This is a genomic window from Acidobacteriota bacterium (assembly GCA_030949985.1).
Lineage (GTDB): Bacteria > Acidobacteriota > Polarisedimenticolia > J045 > J045 > JALTMS01.
The window spans coordinates 27,436-48,681 of record JAUZRX010000028.1; the positions used below are offsets into that span (position 1 = coordinate 27,436).

General features: G+C 68.1%; 17 protein-coding genes. 4 read left to right on the forward strand and 13 right to left on the reverse strand.

The features are described 5' to 3' along the window. Positions 1-83: 83 nt before the first annotated feature. Positions 84-1,436 (reverse strand): hemolysin family protein, encoded by a 1,353-nt coding sequence (locus Q9Q40_08840; GenBank protein MDQ7007326.1) that lies wholly within the window; start codon positions 1,434-1,436, stop codon positions 84-86. Between the two features lie 88 nt (positions 1,437-1,524). On the opposite strand from Q9Q40_08840, the gene Q9Q40_08845 reads away from it, so the two are divergent. After that, entirely contained in the window at positions 1,525-2,211 is a 687-nt protein-coding gene (locus Q9Q40_08845) for an isochorismatase family protein (protein ID MDQ7007327.1), read from the forward strand. Here the strand turns inward: Q9Q40_08845 and Q9Q40_08850 are convergent. Next, the gene (locus Q9Q40_08850) at positions 2,110-3,087 is read right to left on the reverse strand and encodes a rhomboid family intramembrane serine protease (protein ID MDQ7007328.1); all 978 of its coding nucleotides are present in this window, start codon (positions 3,085-3,087) and stop codon (positions 2,110-2,112) included. The genes Q9Q40_08845 and Q9Q40_08850 overlap by 102 nt on opposite strands. Positions 3,088-3,153: 66 nt before the next feature. On the opposite strand from Q9Q40_08850, the gene Q9Q40_08855 reads away from it, so the two are divergent. Next, complete coding sequence (locus Q9Q40_08855) at positions 3,154-4,008, forward strand: hypothetical protein (protein MDQ7007329.1); 855 nt, start codon at positions 3,154-3,156, stop codon at positions 4,006-4,008. A gap of 76 nt (positions 4,009-4,084) precedes the next feature. Here Q9Q40_08855 and Q9Q40_08860 read toward each other — a convergent pair whose 3' ends face one another. The 4 genes from Q9Q40_08860 to Q9Q40_08875 form a co-directional block, all read right to left on the reverse strand. Further along, the gene (locus Q9Q40_08860) at positions 4,085-5,434 is read right to left on the reverse strand and encodes an outer membrane protein transport protein (protein MDQ7007330.1); all 1,350 of its coding nucleotides are present in this window, start codon (positions 5,432-5,434) and stop codon (positions 4,085-4,087) included. Positions 5,435-5,501: 67 nt separating this feature from the next. Beyond that, positions 5,502-6,530, reverse strand: a complete 1,029-nt coding sequence (locus Q9Q40_08865; GenBank protein MDQ7007331.1) for an FAD-dependent oxidoreductase — start codon at positions 6,528-6,530, stop codon at positions 5,502-5,504. A 248-nt stretch (positions 6,531-6,778) separates the two neighbouring features. Beyond that, a complete protein-coding gene (lipA, locus tag Q9Q40_08870) occupies positions 6,779-7,714 on the reverse strand; it encodes a lipoyl synthase (GenBank protein ID MDQ7007332.1) in 936 nt (311 codons plus the stop codon). Between the two features lie 58 nt (positions 7,715-7,772). Beyond that, positions 7,773-8,375 carry a DUF3137 domain-containing protein gene (locus Q9Q40_08875; GenBank protein ID MDQ7007333.1) on the reverse strand — a complete coding sequence of 201 codons (603 nt, stop codon included), beginning with the start codon at positions 8,373-8,375 and terminating at the stop codon, positions 7,773-7,775. 145 nt (positions 8,376-8,520) lie between these two features. Here Q9Q40_08875 and tkt point away from each other — a divergent pair, with 145 nt between their 5' ends. Then, the gene (gene tkt / locus Q9Q40_08880) at positions 8,521-10,527 is read left to right on the forward strand and encodes a transketolase (GenBank protein MDQ7007334.1); all 2,007 of its coding nucleotides are present in this window, start codon (positions 8,521-8,523) and stop codon (positions 10,525-10,527) included. A gap of 19 nt (positions 10,528-10,546) precedes the next feature. Here tkt and Q9Q40_08885 read toward each other — a convergent pair whose 3' ends face one another. After that, a complete protein-coding gene (locus Q9Q40_08885) occupies positions 10,547-13,804 on the reverse strand; it encodes a PDZ domain-containing protein (protein MDQ7007335.1) in 3,258 nt (1,085 codons plus the stop codon). 82 nt (positions 13,805-13,886) lie between these two features. On the opposite strand from Q9Q40_08885, the gene Q9Q40_08890 reads away from it, so the two are divergent. After that, complete coding sequence (locus Q9Q40_08890; protein ID MDQ7007336.1) at positions 13,887-14,654, forward strand: DNA-binding protein; 768 nt, start codon at positions 13,887-13,889, stop codon at positions 14,652-14,654. Between the two features lie 360 nt (positions 14,655-15,014). On the opposite strand, the gene Q9Q40_08895 is transcribed toward Q9Q40_08890, so the two are convergent. Genes Q9Q40_08895 through bcrC form a run of 6 tightly spaced genes read right to left on the reverse strand, consistent with a single transcriptional unit; the run spans position 15,015 to position 21,240 of the window. After that, positions 15,015-16,199 carry an acyl-CoA dehydrogenase family protein gene (locus Q9Q40_08895; protein MDQ7007337.1) on the reverse strand — a complete coding sequence of 395 codons (1,185 nt, stop codon included), beginning with the start codon at positions 16,197-16,199 and terminating at the stop codon, positions 15,015-15,017. Further along, positions 16,199-16,675, reverse strand: a complete 477-nt coding sequence (locus Q9Q40_08900) for a GNAT family N-acetyltransferase (GenBank protein ID MDQ7007338.1) — start codon at positions 16,673-16,675, stop codon at positions 16,199-16,201. The genes Q9Q40_08895 and Q9Q40_08900 overlap by 1 nt, the downstream gene beginning before the upstream one ends. Further along, on the reverse strand, positions 16,663-17,508 hold the full coding sequence (gene bcrD / locus Q9Q40_08905; protein ID MDQ7007339.1) for a benzoyl-CoA reductase subunit D: 846 nt from the start codon (positions 17,506-17,508) through the stop codon (positions 16,663-16,665). The genes Q9Q40_08900 and bcrD overlap by 13 nt, the downstream gene beginning before the upstream one ends. Beyond that, positions 17,508-18,785: a BadF/BadG/BcrA/BcrD ATPase family protein gene (locus Q9Q40_08910; GenBank protein ID MDQ7007340.1), complete on the reverse strand. Its 1,278-nt coding sequence runs from the start codon at positions 18,783-18,785 to the stop codon at positions 17,508-17,510. The genes bcrD and Q9Q40_08910 overlap by 1 nt, the downstream gene beginning before the upstream one ends. Further along, positions 18,782-20,074, reverse strand: a complete 1,293-nt coding sequence (gene bcrB, locus Q9Q40_08915; GenBank protein ID MDQ7007341.1) for a benzoyl-CoA reductase subunit B — start codon at positions 20,072-20,074, stop codon at positions 18,782-18,784. The genes Q9Q40_08910 and bcrB overlap by 4 nt, the downstream gene beginning before the upstream one ends. Beyond that, positions 20,071-21,240, reverse strand: coding sequence for a benzoyl-CoA reductase subunit C (gene bcrC, locus Q9Q40_08920; protein ID MDQ7007342.1), 1,170 nt, complete (start codon positions 21,238-21,240; stop codon positions 20,071-20,073). Before bcrC ends, bcrB begins: the two co-directional genes overlap by 4 nt. Positions 21,241-21,246 lie beyond the last annotated feature (6 nt).

The window sequence follows — 21,246 nt, forward strand, 5'->3', positions numbered from 1 at the left end:
GTATCGAAACTGAACACCCCGGGGGCGGGAAGACACGCGGCCTTCGGCGACGGATTCCCCGAGGCTCCCGGGCGGAATCGGTGTCAGTTCTCGGTCGCGGCCTCGCCGGCGAGAGCCTCGGGCACCAGTTCGACCTGAACGATCCGGGGACCCTCGACCTGGGAAGCCACCAGCAGGTGGGCCACCCCGAAAGGCACCCGATCGCCCTTCCGGGGCAGGCGCCCGAGCCCCTGGTGGATCAACCCCGCGACCGAGGTGATGCCCTCGGGAGGCTCGGGAGGGTCGTCCACGAGTTCCGCCGCCAGGTCGACGGGGAGCAGGGGGTCGAGCAGGTAGCCGCCCCCGGGACGTGGGCGGACCGGATCCCGCTCTTCCTCGTCGAATTCGTCCCGCACCTCGCCCACCAGTTCCTCGATCACGTCCTCGAGGGTCACGATGCCGGCGATGCCGCCGTACTCGTCGACCACCAGGGCCAGGTGCCCCCGAAAACGCTGAAAGCGCCGCAGCAGCTCCTGGATGGGAAGCGTCTCGGGCACCAGCAGCACCTCCCGGACCAGCCGCCGCAGATCGACTTCGTCCTGCCCCTCGGAGAGAGCCGGGAGCAGATCCTTGACATGAACCACACCCACGACCCGGTCCAGGTCCCCCACCGCCACCGGGTAGCGGCTGAAACCCTCCTCGGCGACCACCCGCCGCCAGGCGTCGGGCGAGTCCTCCAGGTCGAGCATCACCGTCCGCGAACGGGGCACCATGATCTCGCGCACCCGCCGGCGGGAAAAACGCAACAGGTTGTCGATCAACTCGGCGTCGAGACGACGAATGCGCCCCTGGCGCACCGAGTGGGCCAGGATCTGGTGGATTTCCTCCGCCCCGTGGGTCCCCGCGTCGTTGACCCCCGCCAGGCCGAAGGGACGCAGGGTCATTTGCACCATCCCGTTGAGCCCCACCACCAGGGGCCGGGAGACCAGGCCCATGATCTGGGTCGGCCAGGCGGTCCAACAGGCCAGCCTGCCCGCGTCGGCAATGGCGGCGTACTTCGGCACCTGTTCACCGAAGACGATATGCATCACGGTGATCAGCAGGAAGGAGGCCCCCAGGCTCAGGGTGAGGGAAAGGGGGCCGATCCAGGCCTCCGTCGGCGAGAAAATCCAGTGGAAGATGGCGGCGAACGCCGGCTCGCCCAACCAGCCCAGGCCGAGACTGGCCAGCGTGACGCCCACCTGGCAGACGGCGAGGGTCTCGTCGAGATGCTCGAGCAGGCGCAGGGCGCGCCGGGCCGAGGAGGAGCCCTCCTTGGCCATCGACTCGAGCTGCCCCGGCCGCACCTGGACGAGAGCGAACTCCGAGGCCACGAAGACCGCGTTGGCGAAGACGAGAAACAAGGCCAGGGGCAGGGCAATGCCCGGGTGTAGGGAGCTTTCTGCGGCGCCGCTCATAGAAGGCGTATGATAACCCGGCTGCCTGGCGCCTGGAGCCCGACCGGCGGAATTCCCGGACGGGTTCGGTTTTCCCGGAGAAACTCCCGTGACCCGCCACCTGCTCTGGATCTGCTCGGCCCAGAAGGACTTTCTGCCGGGCGGAGCGCTGGCCATACCTGCGGCGAAAGCGCTGCCCCCGGTCCTCGGCCGCCTGGTGGAAGACGCCCGGCGCACCGGCCGTCCGATCCTCCGCACGGTGATCCTCCGCCAGCCCGACGACCCGCCTCTCGCTCCCGCGCCGGCAAGCGCCGTCCACGCCTTGATGGAAGGCAGCGAGGGACAGCGGGAAATCCCCCAGGCGGCCCACCACTACGGCCCCGAGATTCCCCGCCGGGTCCGCTCCCGCCGCGGCGTCAGGGAGAGCCTGAACTTCCAGCACCAGGAAGTGCTGGTGGAGGTTCCGGGATACGACCCCTGGGAACACCCCCAGCTCGGGACGGTGCTCGAGGCGATCGCTCCTCTCCGGGTGCTGCTTTGCGGTGTGCCGGCCGAGCTGAGCGTGGCCGCTGCCGCCCGCGGGTTGAGCCGCCGGGGCCTGCCCTTCGACATTCTCGAGGAGGCCACCTGCCCGCTCGACCCCGCCCGATGGGCCGAGGCCAGGCGGGAACTCCAGCGGCTGATGGATGCCGGGTCAGGCCGGAACGGTCACCAGCAGGGCCAGGGCGAAGCCCACCACGGGCAGCACGCCGGCGAACCAGGCGGCCAGGGTCCACAGGCGATCGACGAGGGGTGAGCGGGAGGGCTCGCCCTCGACCACCAGCCCCGCCACCGCTCCCGCCAGCAAGCCGCCGAGGTGCGCGGCGTTGTCGACGAAGCCGAGCCCCAGGCCGAGCAGGAAGTTGATCAGGGCCCACATGGCCAGGCGTGGAGCCACCTGCCGGAGAAAGCCCCCGCGGGCGCGAAAACCCGCCACGATGCCGTAGCCGATCAGGCCGAAGAGCGCCCCCGAGGCCCCCAGGCTCCAGTGCCGGGACACCAGGGCCCAGGCCGCGGAGAAGACGAAGGAGGCGATCCCCGTCCCCACGAAAAGCACCAGAAAGCGGCGCCGGCCGGTGGCCGCCTCGATCAACGGTCCGATGGCCGACAGCACGTAGCAGTTGAAACCCACGTGCAGCAGGCCACCGTGAAGGAAGATCGGGTTGACCAGGCGCCACCACTGCCCCTCGTAGATCAGCCAGTAGGGATGCATCGCCCCCAGGCGATTGAGCATCTCCCCCGAGGGCGCCAGCATCGACCCCGGCGCGGGAGCGACCACGGCGCCCGCGAGGTAGATCGCGGCGATCAGCCCCATCAGGGTGGTGGACACCGAGCCGAAGCTCGGGACGACCGACCGCAGGACGCGGCCCACTCCCGGACGGGGCACCGCGCGCAGGCTCTCGCCGCAGGTCGGGCAGATCGACTCGCGGGCGGCGACCAGGGACCGGCAAGCCGGGCACATGCGGTGCGGTGTGCTCGCCGCGCGGCGCAGGTTCTCGGCCCGGCGACCGGTGTTTTGAAGTCGCCTGGCCAGGCGCGCCTTGTACCAGGTCGATCCACCCCGCAACAGGCCCAGGGCGGCCAGCAGGTCGAGCACCAGGTCCAGGGTGTCCTGCAAGAACTTCTTCAGCATGGAAGGAGATTCTGACACACCGGCGCGAATCCGCCCGAACATGGCACAATCGTCACGGAGGAAACCATGGCCCTGCCCCGCCTGCTCTCGTGCGTCGTTGCCTGCACCCTGCTCCTGCCCGCCGCCGACGCCGGCCTTTTCGATGTCCCCGAGCCGCAGTTGATCTACGAGGGGTCCGCCCCCGGCCTGGGGGAGGGCGTGCTCGTCATCCGCCGCGCCGAAGACTTCGACCGGGCCATCGATCTCCTCGACCCGGGCTTCGGCGCGCAGCGGCCGGACATGCGCAAGCTCACGGTGCTCCGGATCGTCGGCCGTCCACGTCCCGACGCCTGTCACGACACGGTGCTCAAGTCGGTGTCGACCCGCAATCTCACCGCCACCGTGGAACTCGAGCAGCGCGTCCCCGCCGCGGACTGCCCCTGTTCGGGGCCCGCCCGCCCGCCCCGCGCCTGGCTGCTGACCGTGGCCCGGGTCGTGCGCCGAGCCCGTACCCAGATCACCGACGTGGTGGTGCCTTGCTCGGAAGCCCGTCAGACCGCCGAGCCCGACGGGCCGGCCCTGCTCCTTCAAGGCTCGTGGGATCACGACCCGGGGGGAGAGATCCTCGACGACGCGAAAACCTACCGGGCCGCCCTCGCCCGCCTGGGCGCCGGCAAGCGTGGCCCGGAGGTCGATTTCAACACGCACCAGGTCCTGGTGGTCACCGGCCGCCCGCGGCAGAACGGCTGCCGCAAAACCCGGGTGGTGGAGGTCGACGTCACGGGTGCCGAGGCCACGGTCACGGTGGAGGAGATCTACCCGGGCAAGGGGCAGATGTGCACCCAACTCTTCACCCTGCCCAAGGCCTTCGTCTACCGCATCCCGCGAGGTGTCCGGCAGATCCGCGTCACGACCCGCGAGGTCCGCGGTTCCGGCCCGTAACACCCCATCTCCAGACGGGCGAAGCAAAGGGGCGGCCAGCGGGCCGCCCCTCGGAGTCGTCGCTACAGTCGCCGGATCAGTCGCCGAAACGCCAGTTGGCCGTCAGGCCGACCAGGTCGATGGAGGTCTCGTAGGTGCCCCACAGCACACCCTCGTCGAGCATGGCACTCACATCGCCGTCAAAGTCAGAGGGGCCCGTCGAGACGGTATCCGCTTCGATACGCAGCCAGTAGAAGTCGAGGCCGAACTTTTTCGAAGCGCTGGTGAATCCGTAGCCCAGGGTGTAGCCGACTCGATCGGAGTCGGGAATCGACGGGCGCAAGCGATGGGTCGGCACCGCGGTCTCGTCGGTATAGATCCCGAAGCGCAGCTGGTGCTGCTCGTTGAAGGTGTAGGAGCCGCCCAGGCGGACGGTGGTCGTGTCCTTCCAGTCCTCACGCACGACGAAGTCATCCATCAATAACGTCCGGTCGGCAAGATCGACGGGCAGCCGCTGGAAATCGGACCAGGAGATCATCTGGAAATCCAGCTCGAACTCCCAGTTCTCGGTCCCGAGCCAGGCGAAGCCCACCTGCCAGATCGCAGGCAGGTCGAGCACGCCCGCGGCCGGCATGGTGGCGAGCTGGGAAGCCCAGGACACCCCGGCAGGAAATGGCGGCGAGGGCAAGTCGCCCGCCGGCACGTTGCTCACCGCGAAACGGCCATCGATATCGATGCTGGCATCGTTGCGATAGCTCAGGCCGAAGGCCCAGTCATCGTTGCGGAAGTGGGCCGCCACATTCCAGGTCGTCGTATCGCCGTCACCGCTGAGGTTGGCGAACGGCTCGGTGAACTCATAGAGCTCGGCGAGAGAGATGTTGCGAGAGAACTCCTCGAGAGTGGCGTCGTAGTAGTCGAGACCGAAGGCCAGCGACCAGCCACCGCCCACGTCCACCGCCGCGTTGAGATTGTAGACCAGCACCGCGAGATCCGACTTCCGGGCCGAGAAGCGGCCGTCGAAGCTCTCGCCCCACTCGGTCACCAGGCCGAAAGGAGTCGTCACACCGAAACCCAGCGACCAGGGCGAGTCCTCGAAGTGATAGACGAAAAAGGCGTGGGCCGGCGTGGCGGTGTTGTCGATCATGTCGAACCTGCCGCCCTCAAAGAGAACCGGGTCGACGTCGTCCATCCGGGAGGTGAAGGTCGTGTCCCCGAGAAAAACCAGCGAGAAACCCAGGGAGGCCGCGTTGCCCTCCAGCTTGGTGATGGCGGCGGGGTTGTACCAGACCGCCGAGGCATCGTCCGCGCGGGCCACGAAGGCCACGGCCTGGCCGGAAGCCTTGGCCCCCTGTTCGGAAACCGCGAATCCCGAAGCCAGGGCGGACGGCGCGGCGAACAACAAGGCCGCCGCCAGAACACAAAGGACAAAACGAAGACGAACGTGCATGAACTCCTCCTCTAGCTTGCTGCCGCTCCGGCGACACAAAGCGCTGCGCAGCATACCCGATCGACAGCTAAGTAGCAGAAGGGACGGGTAAGTCGCCCTCCACGAGCTGTCCGGCCGCCCCCAGGACGGCGCAGACCGGCCACCCGTCGAGACCCGTCAGCGTGTTCTGGGGGCGAGCGCCCCCGGCCAGGCGGTCCATCGGGAGGGCCCAGGCCTCGGCCAGACGCTGGTGCACCACCGGCCCCATCCAGCGCCCCCAGGCCTCCGGAGGCTGGGGCCAGCACAGCCCCGCATCGCGACTCTCCACGCCGCGACGCAGGAGAACCACCCGCGACCGCCCCTGGGGATCGGGAACCAGGGCCAGGTCACCGTCCTCGGCGACCAGGACCTCGTCCAGGGCCGCCTCGCCGGCGGCGAAGGACTGCCGGAGCACCATGCGCCCCGTGCACGCCGCCTGGGCGCCCGTTCCGCCCGGCGGCGGCCCCCCGGTGGCCCAGTACACCCTGTCGAAGGTCTCGATCCGCCCGCCGATGATCACCTGGCCACCGTCTCCCGCCTGTTGCGCGGGGCGAACGCCCCCCTGGCGCAGCACGGCTCCCCCCGCGCGGGCCTGGGCCAGCAGCTCGAAAACCAGTCGCCGCGGCGAGACCAGCGCCTCCCGCCGGCTGCTGAGGACCACCGACCGCTCCGTCGACTCCACATCCACCTCGAAACCGGCGCGCCGAAGGCGGCCGGCCAGGTCCCCCGCCCGCTGCTCGAGGCCCGGGGGCAGGAGCATGCGGTGGCCCAGGCGGCGGTAGCCACAGTGGGCTCGCGCCGCCAGCAAGACTTCGCGCAGGATCTCGTGGCCCTGGCGAACGCGACGGGCTTCGCCCTCCAGTTCGGCGTCGGAAAGACCGGCCCAGCGCAGGATCCCCCCCGGGGGGCCGAGACCGTGAACGATGCCGGGGGCCAGGGAGGTGCCCTGGCTCGCGGGCCGTTCGGCGGAAACCACGTGGACCTCCAGCCCCGCCCGGGTGGCGGTCCAGGCCAGGGCGGCGCCGGTCAGACCGGCCCCGACCACGAGCGCGCGAGGCGCATGGCGGCGGCTTCCCACGTTCTCTCTCCCCGGCGTCCGAGTGCGTGAGAAGGCCTTCTCCCGCCGCGCCCGAGCAACCGCCGGAAAGGTCCGCCGATGAGGCCTCCCGTGCCACCTCTCGTTGAACGAATTGTCGAAGAACCCGTCGCCAGGGGCCGTCCGCCCCCCCCCCTCGGCGTCAGCGGGGTTACGGCCCGCCGGGGGGAAAGACTGCGGATCGGCTGCGGTTTGAGCGGGGAAGGCGGGGGAGGCGCGGGAAACGGACGCTACCGGCTCCCGGGGAGGTGATCATGGGCGTGGTAGGAGGAGCGCACGAGAGGCCCGGCCTCCACGTGGACGAAGCCCATCTCGAGGCCCCGCCGGCGCCAGCGCTCGAATTCGGCGGGTTCGACGAAACGCGCGACGGCCATCTGCTCCGGCGAGGGCCGCAAGTACTGCCCGAGGGCCAGCACGTCGACGCGGGCTTCCACGAGCCGGGCCAGCACCGCCTCCACCTGCGCGTCGGTCTCCCCCAGCCCGAGCATCATGGCGGTCTTCGTCCTGCCCCCAAAGTCGGCCTTGCGAGCCGAAGCCCGGCGCAACAGCTCGAGGGAGGATTCGAAACGCGACCCGGGCCGGGCCACCCGATAGAGTTCGGGCACCGTCTCGATGTTGTGGGAAAAGACCTCGGGCCGGGCACCGAGCACCAGATCGAGGCTTCCCTCGGGGTCCTGCTTGAAGTCGGGAGTCAGCACCTCCACCGCCGTCTTCGGGCAGCGCTGGTGGATCGCCTCGATCACCTTGCGGAAATGTCCGGCGCCACCGTCGGGCAAGTCGTCCCGGTCGACGGAGGTCACCACCACGTGCCGCAGGCCCAGTTCCGCCACCGAGGCGGCGAGGCGGTCGGGCTCCCCGGGATCCGGCGGAGCGGGCGGCAGGCCGGTTTTCACCGCGCAGAAACCGCAACGCCGGGTGCAGACATCACCCAGGATCATGAAGGTGGCCGTCCCCGCCGACCAGCATTCGAAGACGTTGGGGCAACGAGCCTCCTCGCAGACGGTGTTCAGCTTCATCCGCCGCATCAGGCCACGAACCCGGTTGTAGGTGGGCCCGCTCTGCACACGGATCTTGAGCCAGGAGGGCTTGGGACCCTCCTGGCCGCCATGCCTGGCGCGGCCGGCGGGCGAGTCGGGGCGGGGCTGGTAGCGGGGTAGGCTCTTCATGGGGTTCAAGGCTACCGTCTCCGGCCCCGGGCGCCAGCTCCACCCGGCGAGAACCGGCTCAGAGCTGCAAGTGCGGGTCGTCCTCGTAGGCGGAACCCGCGTGGCAGAGCCGGTTGAGCAGTTCGGCGAACACGCCGTAGAGCTGCTCCAGCTCCGAGCAGACGGTGATGCGGCGGCGAGAGTGGAGATAGAGTTCGTCCACCTCCTCGGGGAAGGCCGGACCGAAGTCTCCCTCGTCGTCCCGCACCTCCACCAGGTCTGCGGGAGACTCCAGCAGAGCCTGGCGGAGGGCCGGGTCGGCCAGCAGGAAGCGGGCCTTTTCTTCGTTGTTCGCAGAAATCACGAAAGCCTCGTCGAAGGCCTCGTCACCGAGCTGGATGTCCTGGGTGCCCAGCATGACCGCCAGGTCGGACAGCCAGTCGGAACGCCGGAGGCGGAAGCGGAAGCCGTCCTTGTTGATGTAGGCGGCTCGCAGGCGGGTCACCAGGCGGCTGGCGTAGCCGGCGAGTTCCGCGTGGAGATCGAGGCTGACCGCGAAGGGCCCGTGCTGCACGGTGACCTTCGTGCCGTCCCACTTCTCGCCGGATTCATCGAGATGGGTCGCTAGTTGCTCCCAGATCTCCTGGTGAAAGGTGCGGAACAGGGGCTTGGGTTCGCTCATCGCTGGAATCTCCACCGGGCCCGAACCGGGCCGCACACGACAATGATCCGCGCCCGGCGGCCCTCAGGCAACCCCCTTCGGGGATATCATGCGCCCCGGGTGGATATGCACCCGATGGATCCGCGATCCGGAGCGAGGGAACGAGATGAGCACCTCCTACGAGGAAGCCTGGCTGACGATCAACACCCTGCGGGGGCTGGCCATCGACGCGGTCGAGGCCGCCGGCTCGGGCCACCCCGGGCTGCCCCTCGGCGCGGCGCCCGTGGCCTACGCCCTGTGGCAAACGCAGCTCCGCTTCGATCCCGCGGCGCCCCGATGGCCCGACCGGGACCGTTTCGTGCTCTCCCCCGGCCATGGCTCGGCGCTGCTCTACGGGCTGCTCCATGTCTACGGCTACGACCTGGGGCAGGACGACCTGCGCGCCTTCCGGCAGTGGGGCAGCCGTACCCCCGGCCATCCGGAGCGCCTGGTCACCCCCGGGGTGGAGGCCACCACCGGTCCCCTGGGCCAGGGGACGGCCCTGGCCGTGGGCATGGCCATCGCCGAGCGGCACCTGGCCCGGCGCTTCAACCGGCCCGGCTTTCCGGTCTTCGATCACCGCACCTGGGCCCTGGTCTCCGACGGTGACCTGATGGAGGGCATCGCCGCGGAGGCCGTCTCCCTGGCCGGACACCTGGGCCTGGGGCGGCTGAACTTCGTCTACGACGCCAACGACATCACCCTCGATGGCCCGCTCTCCCTGTCTTTCAGCGAAAATGTGGCCGCCCGTTTCGAGGCCGCCGGCTGGCAGGTTTTGCAGGTGGAGCGGGCGGACACGGACCTGGCGGCCCTGCTGCGGGCCCTCGCCTCCGCCCGGGACGAGACCGAGCGCCCGACCCTGGTCGTCTGCCACACCACCATCGGCTGGGGTTCGCCGAACAAGGCGGGAAAAGCCGCCGCCCACGGCTCCCCCCTGGGCCCCGAAGAGGCCGTGCTGACCAAGCAGGCCCTGGGGCTCGACCCCAAGGCCCTGTTTCACGTGTCCCGGCGGGTCACGGCCCATTGCGCCCAGGCCGCCGGCCGGGGACGCCGGGCCCACGAAAAGTGGCAGCGCATGCTCGAGGACTATCGCCAGGCCCACCCGGAGCCGGCCGGGGCCCTGGAGCGGGCGATGGAGAACTCGCTGACCGAAGGCTGGAAAGCCGCCCTTCCCCGCTGGCAGCCGGGACAGGCCCTGGCGACCCGGGCCGCCGGCGGCGAGGTGATCGGCGCGCTGGCAGCCCATCTGCCGGAGCTGATCGGAGGCGACGCCGACCTTTCCTGCTCGACCAAGACGACGATCCCCGGTGGCGGCTCTTTCGACGGCCGGGAAGGGACGGGGCGCAACATCCACTACGGGGTCCGCGAGCACGCCATGGGAGCGATCGCCAACGGGATCGCCTGCCACGGCGGACTGCGGCCCTTCGTCTCCACCTTTCTGGCTTTCAGTGACTACATGCGCACACCCGTGCGCCTGGCGGCTCTCGACCGGCTGCCGGTGATTTTCGTCTGGACCCACGATTCCATCGGCGTGGGGGAGGATGGCCCCACCCACCAGCCCGTCGAACAGGTGCTCTGCCTGCGGGCGATTCCCGACCTGGCCGTGATCCGACCCGCTGACGCCAACGAGACCGCCGCGGCCTGGGCCTGGGCCCTCGAGAGCGCCCGGCCCACCGCGCTGATCCTCTCGCGCCAGGCGCTGCCGGTACTCGAGTCCACCGCCGAGGCCGCCGCGGAGGGAGTGGCCCGAGGGGCCTACGTGCTGGCGGAGGCGGAAGGGGGCGAACCCGAGGGGGTGCTGATGGCCAGCGGTTCCGAAGTGCACCTGGCCGTCGAGGCCCGCCGCCTGCTGGCCGAACAGGGCCATCGCCTGAGGGTGGTCTCCATGCCCTGCCTGGAACTCTTCGACGAGCAGCCCACCGCGTACCGCGACCAGGTCCTGCCTCCGCGGCTGCGGCGGCGGGTGTCCATCGAGGCGGGCCGCACCATCGGCTGGCATCGCCTCGTCGGCGAGGGCGGCCGGGCCCTGGGGGTGGATCGCTTCGGGGCGTCGGCCCCGGGGCCGGTGGTCCAGGACAAGCTCGGCATCACGGCCCAGGCGATGGTGCGCGCCTGGCTCGAGACGGAGGATTGAGCCACCCGCTGCCGGGGGCCTATCGCTCCCGCCGCCGGCGCCCCTCGCCGGGCTTGCTCCTGTCCGGGAAGGAAGGCCGTTCCGGCACGGACAGCGGCACCTCTTCGACCAGGCCGAGGAGAAAACGCACCGCGGTTTCCAGTTGGCGATCCTGGCCCGCCAGGACCTCCTCCGGCCAGTTCTGCACGTCGATGTGGGGCTCGACCCCCCGCCCCTCGATCAACCAGCCTTCCGCGCCGTAGGGCGCGAACTGGGGCGGCGTCGTCGTGGCGCCGTCGAGCAGATCCTGGTGCGGCTCGATACCCACGGCGCCTCCCCAGGTGCGACGGCCGATCAGGGTCGCCAGCTCCCGGGTCTTGATCGCCTGGGCGAAGTACTCGCCGTTGGAACCCGTATCTTCGTTGATCAGCACGGCCAGGTGACCATGGAAGACCCGTTCCGGGTCGGGAATCGGCCGGCCCTCCCGGGGTTGGGTCATCGCCCACAGCTTCCGCTCGAGGCGGTCGATGATCATGTCGCCGACGAATCCGCCGCCGTTGTAGCGCTCGTCGATCACCATCGCCCGTTTACCGTACTGGGGATACCAGGACCGGGCGAATTCGATCAACCCTCCTTCCATCATGTCGGGAATGTGGACATAGCCCACCCGACCGCCCGAGAGCCTCTCGACCCGGCGACGGTTCTCTTCCACCCACTGCCGGTAACGCAGGGTTCGCTCGCTGGCCAGGGGTTCGATCCGGCAGGTGTGGGGATCGCGGCCGGAGTCGTCCGCGGCGAGGGTGATCTCCACCCGGTGTCCCACCTTGTTCTCGAGGAAGCGGTGGACGTTGTCGTCGGCACTGACGGCCCGGCCGTCGATGGCCACCAGCCACTGGCCGTCACGCGCCGCGCAGCCGGGCTCGCGCAGCGGCGAGCGCTGGGCCGGGTCCCAGTTCCAGCCCTCCACGATATGGGCCAGTCGAAGGTGCCGCGCACCCTCGGGTCGTTCCCAGTCGACGCCCAGAAGACCCACCGGCACCGCGGGCGGCGCCGCTCCCAGGTCACCGCCGAAAATGTAAGTGTGGCCGATGTTCAGTTCACCGATCATCTCCCCGATCAGGTAGTTCAGATCCGCCCGGTTGCCGCAGTCGGGAAGAAAACGCCGGTATTTCCGGCGGATTTTTTCCCAATCGACGCCATGGAGCCCCGGATCGAAGAACCAATCTCTCTGGACACGCCAGGCCTCATCGAAAATCTGCTCGAATTCGGCGACCCGGTCGACCTGGAAGCGAACCGACTCGAGGTTCACCGCACCTTCACCGGACTGCGCCCCGGCGCCGGCGTCGACCACCGCAAAGCCGTTCGCACCCTGGTAGACCAGCTTCTCCCCATTCGCCGAAAGGTGATAGTTGTACACTCCCTCGAGTACCTTTTCGGTTTTCTGCTCCTCCAAGTCGTAATACAGCAGGTCGAGGCCTTCCCGGCTGGCGTCGGTGACGTTCTGGTACTTGAGAAAGGCGGGCTTCGGACGGGAGAGGAACAGCAGACCGTCTTCGAGGGCTTCGAGGCGGAAGTAGTTGCCCGGATCCACGCCATCCACGGCCAGAATCCGCCCGGACAGCCCCTCGAGATCGATCTTCACGGTCGTTGCGTCCGCGTCTTCTTCCCGGTCTTCGGTCGCCGCCGGAACGAAGGGAGAAGGCCGACCGGACTCGAGAACCACCAGGTAGGGCAGGGTCATATCGAGGAAGACGTGGTTCTGATCCACCCGCCCCATGATGGGGTGGAAGCTACGCTGGGAAAGGAAGTACAGGTAACGACCCGCCGGGTCGAAGACGGGGCTCCAGTCCGGGGTCTCAGGACCCGTCAGACGATAGCTTCGCCCGGCCTCGATCGAGTAGAGAAAGATCGACTCGTTGAGCGAAGCCTCCATCTTCGAGTAGGCGATCCACCGACTGTCCGGAGAGAAGACGTAGTCTTGAATTCCCCAGCGCTCCCACGCGTCATCATAGTCTCCCTGGTCGACCAGGGTCGTCTCGCCGCTGGCCACCTCGAGCAGGTTCAGGCGCATCTGCTTGTCGGCAAAGAGCAGGTAACGCGAGTCGGGAGACCACAGGGGAGGCAACAGGAAGCCTCCGCCGCGGCTGGTGATGCGCCGCGCCTCGCCACCTTCGGCGGGTACGAGATAGATCTCCTCTTCGCCGCTGCGGTCGGAGACGAAAGCGACATGCTTCCCGTCGGGTGACCAGGCGGGGTTCTTCTCCCGGCTGCCGGAATCGATGGCGAGGAAGGTCGCCTCGCCTTCTTCCACGGGCACGGTGACGATCTCGCCCCGGGTATCGAGCAACAGCCGGGAACCGTCCGGCGAGAGACGGAACGCGCCGGTTCGCCGGGAAGCGTCGGTCCAAAAGCGGCGGACGGGAGTACGATCGCTGGGCAGTACCACGGGCACCGCTCGCACCTGACCGGTGGCCAGGTCGAGCAGCCACAGGGACTCGGCATACTGGAAGATGATCTTCTCCGGCCCCAAGGCAGGATATTTCACGTCATAGTCGGCGTAGTCGGTCACCGCCTCGATCACACGGCTTTCCGTGTCATAACGAAAAATGTTCATCGTCCCGTGACGACGATCGGACGTAAAGTAAATGAAGCGACCGTGCCACATCGGGTAGTTGTCGGTGCCTTCCCAGTCGGTGACCGGCCGGTAGTCCCGCTCATCGAGCGAACCGACCCAGATCTCCTGGGCCGTGCCGCCCTGGTGACGCTTCCAGGTGCGATCCTCCCGGCTGATGCGGTTGTAGGCGATCTTCGTGCCGTCGGGTGAAAGGGAGGCCAACCCCGCCCGGTCCACGGGCAGCTTGCGGGGCAGACCGCCCCGGATGCTGACCGCGTAGACCTGCTCACCACGGAAGGGGTACTCGCGCCGTGAGCGGAAGAGCACTTCGTCTCCCGCAGGCGTCCAGCCGATCACCCGGTCGGCCGCCGGGTGCCAGGTCAGGCGCCGGGGCTCGCCGCCCTCGGCGGGCATCACGTAAACGTCGACCCCGCCGTCGTAACCGGCGGTGAAGGCCAGGCGCTCGCCGTCCGGGCTGAAGCTGGCGTAGCGCTCCACCCCGGCGTGGCGGGTGATGCGCCGCGCGGCCCCGCCCTCCGTCGACACCCGCCACAGGTCCCCCTCGTAGGTGAAGACGATCTTCACGCCGTGGACGTCGGCATGGCGCATCAGGTGCGAGGGGGCGGCCGCAAGGCTCGCGCCGAACAGGAGAAATGCAAGGACGGCTGACGCAATCCGGACCATGACGGAGGGCCTCCTTCCCGGTGCACGGGCGGCTGAGGCATCAGCATACCGCGCCCGGGGGGCGGTACGTGGAATCCGGGGTATGATTTCCGCGCTGGACGTGGGCGGTCCCTCCCCCGGCCTCGTCCCCTACCCCAAGGACACCACCATGGCCAAGACAACCTGGACCGTCGGCGCGGCCTGCGCCCTGTTGATGCTCTCCCTCCCCGCCCTGGCCGACCACAAGGGCAAGATCATCGAGACGATGAATTCCGGGGGATACACCTATGTCCTGCTCGACACCGCCGACGAAGGCAAGATCTGGCTGGCCGGCCCGCAAACCCAGCTCAAGGTGGGCGATACCCTCGAGTGCCGCCAGGGCATGGAAATGGGCGAATTCGAGTCACCGAGCCTGAAACGCAAGTTCGAGCGTATCTTCTTCGTCAGTCGGTTCGGCTCCAAAAGCAGCCGGCCCCTGGCTCACGACCCCCATGCCGGGGTCCCCGGCGCGCCCAAGTTGGCGGGCAAGGTCGAGCCGCCCAAGGCCGGCTCGATAGCCAAGGCCGACGTGACCGTCGAGGAGCTGTTCCGCAACGCCTCCAAGTACAAGGGCAAGGCGCTCAAGATCCGCGGACGGGTGATGAAGGTCTCCCCCAACATCATGGGCAAGACCTGGGTCCACCTGGCCGACGGCACCGGGTCGAAGGGAAGCGACGACCTGGTGGTCACGACCCGAAGCCCGGTCCTCGCAGGCACCACCGTCGTCGTCAGCGGAACGGTGAAGACCGACGTGGACCTCGGCGCCGGATACTTCTTCCCGGTGCTGATCGAAGACGCCAGGATCGACACCGAAGGGGGCACGGCGCTCTGACGCAGCTCCGTCGTGGCAGGCGGCGTCCGGGCGCCCGGCTCACCGCGCGAGGGGTGACGCTGGAAGTCACGACCCCTACGAGCGAGCCGGCATGGCCCTGCCTGGCGGCTGCGCTCGCGAAGCGGTCGCCCCCTCCACGAACCGTCGGCCGGGAACTCCGCCCGGTGGCTGGCGCTCCAGCGCGCTTGGCATCGGCCTGACTGAAGGAACCCGCCAGCACGCCGCCAAGGTCGCTGAAAACCACGCTCGTCGGGGCCCCGGGGCGGCGATCATCGGCGCCATCCGGGCCGTACTCTCGAAGGCCGGCAGTCTCCGCGGGTCGGTCCGCCCGGTGATCCGGGAATGGCGGAAGCCGCCGACCTACTCGAACGCCGAGTGCCCCGTGATGCGCTGGCCGAGAATCAGGGTGTGAATGTCGTCGGTGCCTTCATAGGTGTAGACCGACTCCACGTTGGCCATGTGCCGGGCGATGGGATACTCGTGCATGATGCCGTTGGCGCCGTAGATCTCACGGGCGACCCTGGCGGCCCGCCGGGCCAGGCGACAGCCTTCGCGTTTGGCCAGGGAAACGTGGGCGAAGTCCGCCTTGCCTTCTTCGAGCAGGCGGGAGACCCGCAGGTTGAGAGCCTGGCACTTGGTGATCTCGGCCAGCATGTCGGCGAACTTGGCCTGCTGAAGCTGGTGGGCGGCGATGGGCTTACCGAAAACGAGTCGCTCGCCGGCATAGGCCAGGGCCTCCTCGTAACAGGCCGCGGCCAGGCCCACCGTCCCCCAGGCGATACCGAAGCGGGCCGAACTCAGGCAGGACAGGGGGCTTTTGAGTCCACCACTGCCGGGCAGCAGGGCGTCTTCACCCAGCTCGCAGTTGTCGAAGTACAGCTCGGAGGTCACCGAAGCGCGCAGGGAGGCCTTGCCGGTCTGCTTGCGGGTCTCGTAGCCCGGCGTGTCTTTCTCCACCAGGAATCCGCGAATGCCATCCTCGGTACGGGCCCAGACCACCGCCACGTCGGCGATCGAGCCGTTGGTGATCCACATCTTCGCGCCATTCAGGCGCCATCCCGACCCGGTGCGCTCGGCACGAGTGATCATCCGCCCCGGATCCGAGCCGTAGTCCGGCTCGGTCAGGCCGAAACAGCCGATGGCCTCGCCGGACGCCAGGCGGGGCAGCCACTTCTGCTTCTGCTCCTCGGAACCGTAGGCGTGGATCGGAAACATCACCAGGGAGGTCTGCACTGAAACGAAGGAGCGCACGCCGCTGTCACCCCGTTCGAGTTCCTGGCAGATCAGGCCGTAGGCCGTGCGGCTGGCTCCCGCACAGCCATAACCCTCGAGGTAGGACCCGAAGAGCCCCATCTCGGCCATCTGGGGCACCAGTTCCATGGGAAAGCGGTCTTCCTGGTAGGCGTCGCCGATGATGGGCAGCACCTTGTCGTTGACGAAGGCCCGCACGCTGTCGCGGATCATCCGCTCTTCTTCGGTGTAGGTCGCCCCCAGATCGAGGAAGTCCACGCCGCGGGAACGGCTGCCAGTGGCCGGAATGCCCATCACTCCTCCCCTTCCTGCATCACGTTCTTCTCGAGCACCAGGCGAGGCACGGGGCGGAAACCCGACTTGCCGAAAAAGGCCAACAGGTCCAGTTCGTCCCAGGCCAGCTCGGTGCGCAAGGTGGCCAGGCGCAACCCCCGCAGGTTCTGCAGCAGCTGGCCGAGCATGGCCGTGGCTATGCCTCGCCTGCCGAAGCTCCGGTCGACGAGTACCGTGTCGAGGATCGCCACCGGCTCCGGCTGTCCGAACTCGCCGTATTGTACCGAGCCCATCAGGGCACCGACCAGGACGCCGTCCACCTCGGCTCCCAGGGAAATCCGCACATCGGACTCTTCGAGGGCCCGGCGCAGCTTGCCTTCGTACCAGGCCCGACGGTTGCGGCCGCTGGCGGCCTGGTCCATCTTCACCAGCCGCGGCAGGTCCTCGGCCCGCAAGAAGCGAATCAAGTACTCCTCGTTTTCCCTCACGCCGTCCATGCCGCCTCTCCTCCACCGATCTTCCGGTGCCGGAACGCGCCCCACAAGGCTGCCCCCAGGGCTCCCGCGAAGATACCCAGGGGGTGGGTCGTGACCTCCATCTTCCGGCCGTTTTTGGCCGCCGCCCTGTCCAGTTCGTCCCGCAGGGCACCGAGCAGCCCTTCGTCCGCCGACAGGCCTCCACTGACGAAAACCGCGCCGTCGAATTCCAGCGAGCGTAGCAGCCGGGCGAAACGTCCCGCCATGCTCTCATGAATGCCGCGCAAGATGTCCTCCGTGGCGATGCCCCGGGAGACCATGTTGATCACGTCGGTCTCCGCCAGCACCGCGCAGATGGAGGAAACCTTCTCCGGGGACTTGGCGCCGAGGGAAAGCGAACCCACTTCGGCCTGGGAGACTCCGAGGTAGCGCGCGATATTCTCGAGGAATTGCCCCGATCCCGAGGCGCACTGGCTGGTCATCTTGTAGCCCAGCACCTTGCCCCGATGATCCATCGCCACCGCCCGGGAGTGCAGCGCGCCCACGTCCAACACCGCCCGAGCCCGAGGCTCGAGGTAGAGCGCGCCCCGGGCATGGGTGGTCATACCGTAGAAATGGCCGGTGGCGAAGGGAATGTCCTCCCCTTCACCGGTGCTGGCCACGTAGTGGATGCGACGGACCCCCGACTCGGCGATCGCCGTGGTCCACACCTCCTCCACCACCTGGACCATGTCCCGGCGCCGGATCCGCGCCGAGACCTTGGCCAGGATGTCGCTTTCGCCCTGCGCGGGACAATGCATGATCACGCCCTTGACGGCGCCGCTGCCGACATCGATACCTGCGGTGATGCACATCAGTTCACCATCCTGTGAGCGAAGAGGGCCGCGCCCAGGGCGCCGGTGTAGATGCTGTCCGGAGAGATGTTGAGGGTCTTCCGGCCGTAGTTCTCGCGCACCAGGTCGCGAAGCGCCGTCACCGCCGCCCGGTTGTTGGCCACGCCCCCGGTGAAGGTGAATTCATCATCCACGCCACCGGACCGGGCCAGCAGGCTCATCGCCCGCAGGATGATCGCCCGGTGGAGACCGGCGAGGATGTCTTCACGCTTTTCCCCCAGGCTCAGCCGTTCCCGCAGCTCGGCACCGGCGAAGACCGTACAGGTCGAATTGATCTTCACGCAGCGGGTGGACTTCTCGGCCATCGGTCCCAGCTCGTGCAAGCCGATGTTCATCTCGTCGGCGATGTAGCCGAGATAGCGCCCACAGCCTGCCGCGCAGCGATCGTTCATCTGGAAGCTGGTGACGATGCCCTGGTCATCGACCTGGATCGCCTTGGTATCCTGTCCCCCGATGTCGAGGACCGTGCGGGTACCGGGGAACATGGCGTGGGCCCCCAGGCCGTGGCAGAGGATTTCGGAGCGGATCTGCTCCCTGGGAAAGGGCAGCCGCGCCCGGCCATAGCCGGTGCCCACGCTGGCCACCTCCTCGATCCCGGTCGAGGCCGCCACCTCCACCGCCCGCTCGAGAGTCTCCCGCTTGCCGACCCGACCGAGAGCCGAGCGAATGTGCCCTTCGAAACTCAACTCGAGCGGCTCGTTCTCGACGCGGATGATGCACTTGTCGTAGAGGCCCACGAGAATGTCGAAACTCACGCCACCGGGCTCGCCGATCTCCTCGGCGATGCGGGTGTAAGCCGAGCCGGCGGCGTCACGAAAGAAGGCTGAGCGTCGAGGTGGATCGAGTTCCCTGAAACGCTGCTCTTCTTCCTTTTCGATACGCTCGAAGATGATGTCCACCTTCTGTTCGGTGGGTCCGGCCAGGTCGCCGAGGCGACCGGAGTGCACTTCCTCCAGTACCAGTTCCCGTAACCTGCGGAGCTGATGCAAACGCTGCTCGAGGCGAAACGCGCGCAGCAGCCGCTCGATCAGGGTAGGCTTGACCTGGTCCTCTTCGGCGGCGCGGGAGAGGAGGTCGAAACGGGCACTGGTGTAGGCTTCCGAGCGTGCCACCGCGGCGGCCAGATCGTAGTTGGATCGCGAGTTGGTGATGCCCCGGCCGAGGATGCCCCCCGACTCGTCGAGAATCACAGCCTTGGTGGTGGTGGAGCCCAGGTCGATGCCGATCACGCACTTCATGCCGTCATCCCCGCCCGCCTGGCGTCGATCATTTGCAGGTAACTCTCGAGGCGGTTCTTGATGTTGGCGGCGGAGAAGTAACGCGGATCCACCAGGTCCGACTCGATGAAGGCCCCTGGTATCCCGGTGCGTTTCTCCACTTCCCGCAACATCATCAGCTGCCCCGCGGAAAAAGAGTTGCAGGATTTGACCGAATTGATCACGAAACCATCGGCCCCGTACTCTTCGAGATAGTCGCACATCATGTCGATCCGGCCGGGCAGGTTGATGTTGGTGTAGCAACCGGCGCAGTAGTCGGCCTGGGTGCCCAGCGGATCGTCCGGGTCGTGGCGGAAACCAAAATCATAGGTGCCTCCCACCTTGGTGTAGGTCGAGGCCACCACCACGGCCCCCTCCTCCGCGAACATCCGCCAGAACTCGCGGAAGCTGGTCCAGTTGGGGGGACCCTCGACCACCAGCCGGTACTTTTCGTGCTCGAGGGGGCCGTCCGGGGTCACCGGTCCGAGACCCGCCGCCGTCCGCGCCTCCACTTCCGCGCGCAGAGCCTTGTAGTACTCGACCCCTTCGGGGGTGCCGCGGAAGGCGCTGAAGATCGGTCCCACGTAGTAGACGGCGCCGAAGTAGGCGTCGATGGGACTGGGGCGATTCTTGGCCGCCTGCAGCACGGCCACCAGGTCTTCCTCGGCCCGGGCCGCATGGACCAGGTGCTCGCGCAACCGGTCCTCGTCGTACTTGCGGCCGGTGACCTTCTCGAGGGCCGGAATGACGCTCTCCTCGAGCTGCCGGGTCATGTACTCGCGATGTTCCGGTTCGATCTTCCCGTCACCCTGGTAGGGCACGTGGAAGAACACCGTTGGGCAGTCGTACTCCTCCCGCAGCAACTCGAACCATTTCATGAAGGTGTAACAACCCGTGTAAGAGAGCAGCAGCAGGTCCGGCTTGGGCAGGCGGGTGCCGGTAGGGCCGATGTTCCCGGCCTTGATCATGCCGATGTCGCACTTGACGTAGGTGCAGACGTCTTCGGAGTGGCCCGCCCGCTCCGCCTCCGCGATGAAGTCTCCGCTGCGCCGACGCATCCCCGACTGCAGGGCGTTGATCTCCGGAAGCAGGGGCAGGGCGCCGAAAGAACGCACCAGCTCGGTGAGGTTGCCGGGAACGAAGGTGTAGACCACCGGCTCGCCGGTTTCGGGGGCCTGCTCGAGGCGTTTGTAGTGTTCGGCGATCATCTGCTTCTGCAGCAGCATCGAGCGATCCTTGCTCGCGCCGTCGGCTGTCTTCCTGTCGCTCACTCCACACCTCCCCAGAGCTTGATCGAATCGGAAAAGGTCCCCGCCTGCTCGCGGAACTGCTGGAACTGGCCGCTGTTCTCGGCGTACTTGAAGGCAATGCAGGGGATGCCGGCCTGCTCGGCCCCCGCGCGAAGCATCGGCCGGTCCAGCAAGGCCGGGTCGCAGAAACTCGGAGCGGCGAAAATGATCCCATCGGCCCCCGCGGCTTCGACTTTTTCCTTCATCAGGCGGCGCTTGCCCTGCGGGTCCGGCTCATAGACCACCGAGGAACGCACCGCCGAGCGCGTGAAGGCGGCCGCCAGGGCCGTCAGGGGATCGCCCTCGAGACTGACATCGTCTTCGATGAAACGATTGCCGAGCAGGAAATCGTCCTCGACGATGTAGCAGCCGGCCCGCTCGATGGTCTTGATCAGGCCCAGGGGCGGCTGCTCGCAGAAAGCTCCCACCACCACCACCCGGCTGTTGTCCCGCCGGCGGCCCGGGTTGTCTCGGGCCAGGCGCAGGTAGGCGGCGGCCTTCTCGATGAACTGCTCCACCGGGATCACCTCACCGGCCCGCATCAAAACGTAGAGTTCCTCGGTGGGGACCGACCAGGGAGCGCGGCGCCGCTGTTCGAAGAGTTCGGCGATCACGCGCCGGGCCTTGTTGTAAAGGGCGATCGACGCCCGCAGGGCATCGTCACCGGGCATGCCACCGGTCAGCTCGCCGAGGTCCCGGGCGAGCTGCTGGAGTTCCCGGCGCCAGAAGGCGATGGCCAGGTCCGGCTCGGCCACCTGGGGCACGTCGATGTAACGCACGTATTGCCCGGGGTAGAGCAATTTCCACATGCCCGACAGGTTGCGGATCACGTCGCAGGTGGAGGGGAAGAGGGTCGCCGCGAGCATGTCCAGCCGACCGGACTGCCCGAGTTCGATCACCGACCGGGGCAGGTGGCAGATGTAGGACTGGTAGAAGGCGTCCCCGCGGATGATCTCCAGCCGATCACCGCCCCCGTGGATGCCCACCGGAAGCATCCCGCAGGCATGGATGATCTCCCGCGGCACGTAAACCGGCAGATAACCCACGGCCTTGCGTCCGGGCTCGGCTTCGAGCCAGCGGCGCGCGGCACCGAATTCCAGGTCCTCATAGATCCCGGTCGCCCAATCCACGATGCTCGCACGGTCCACGGGTCC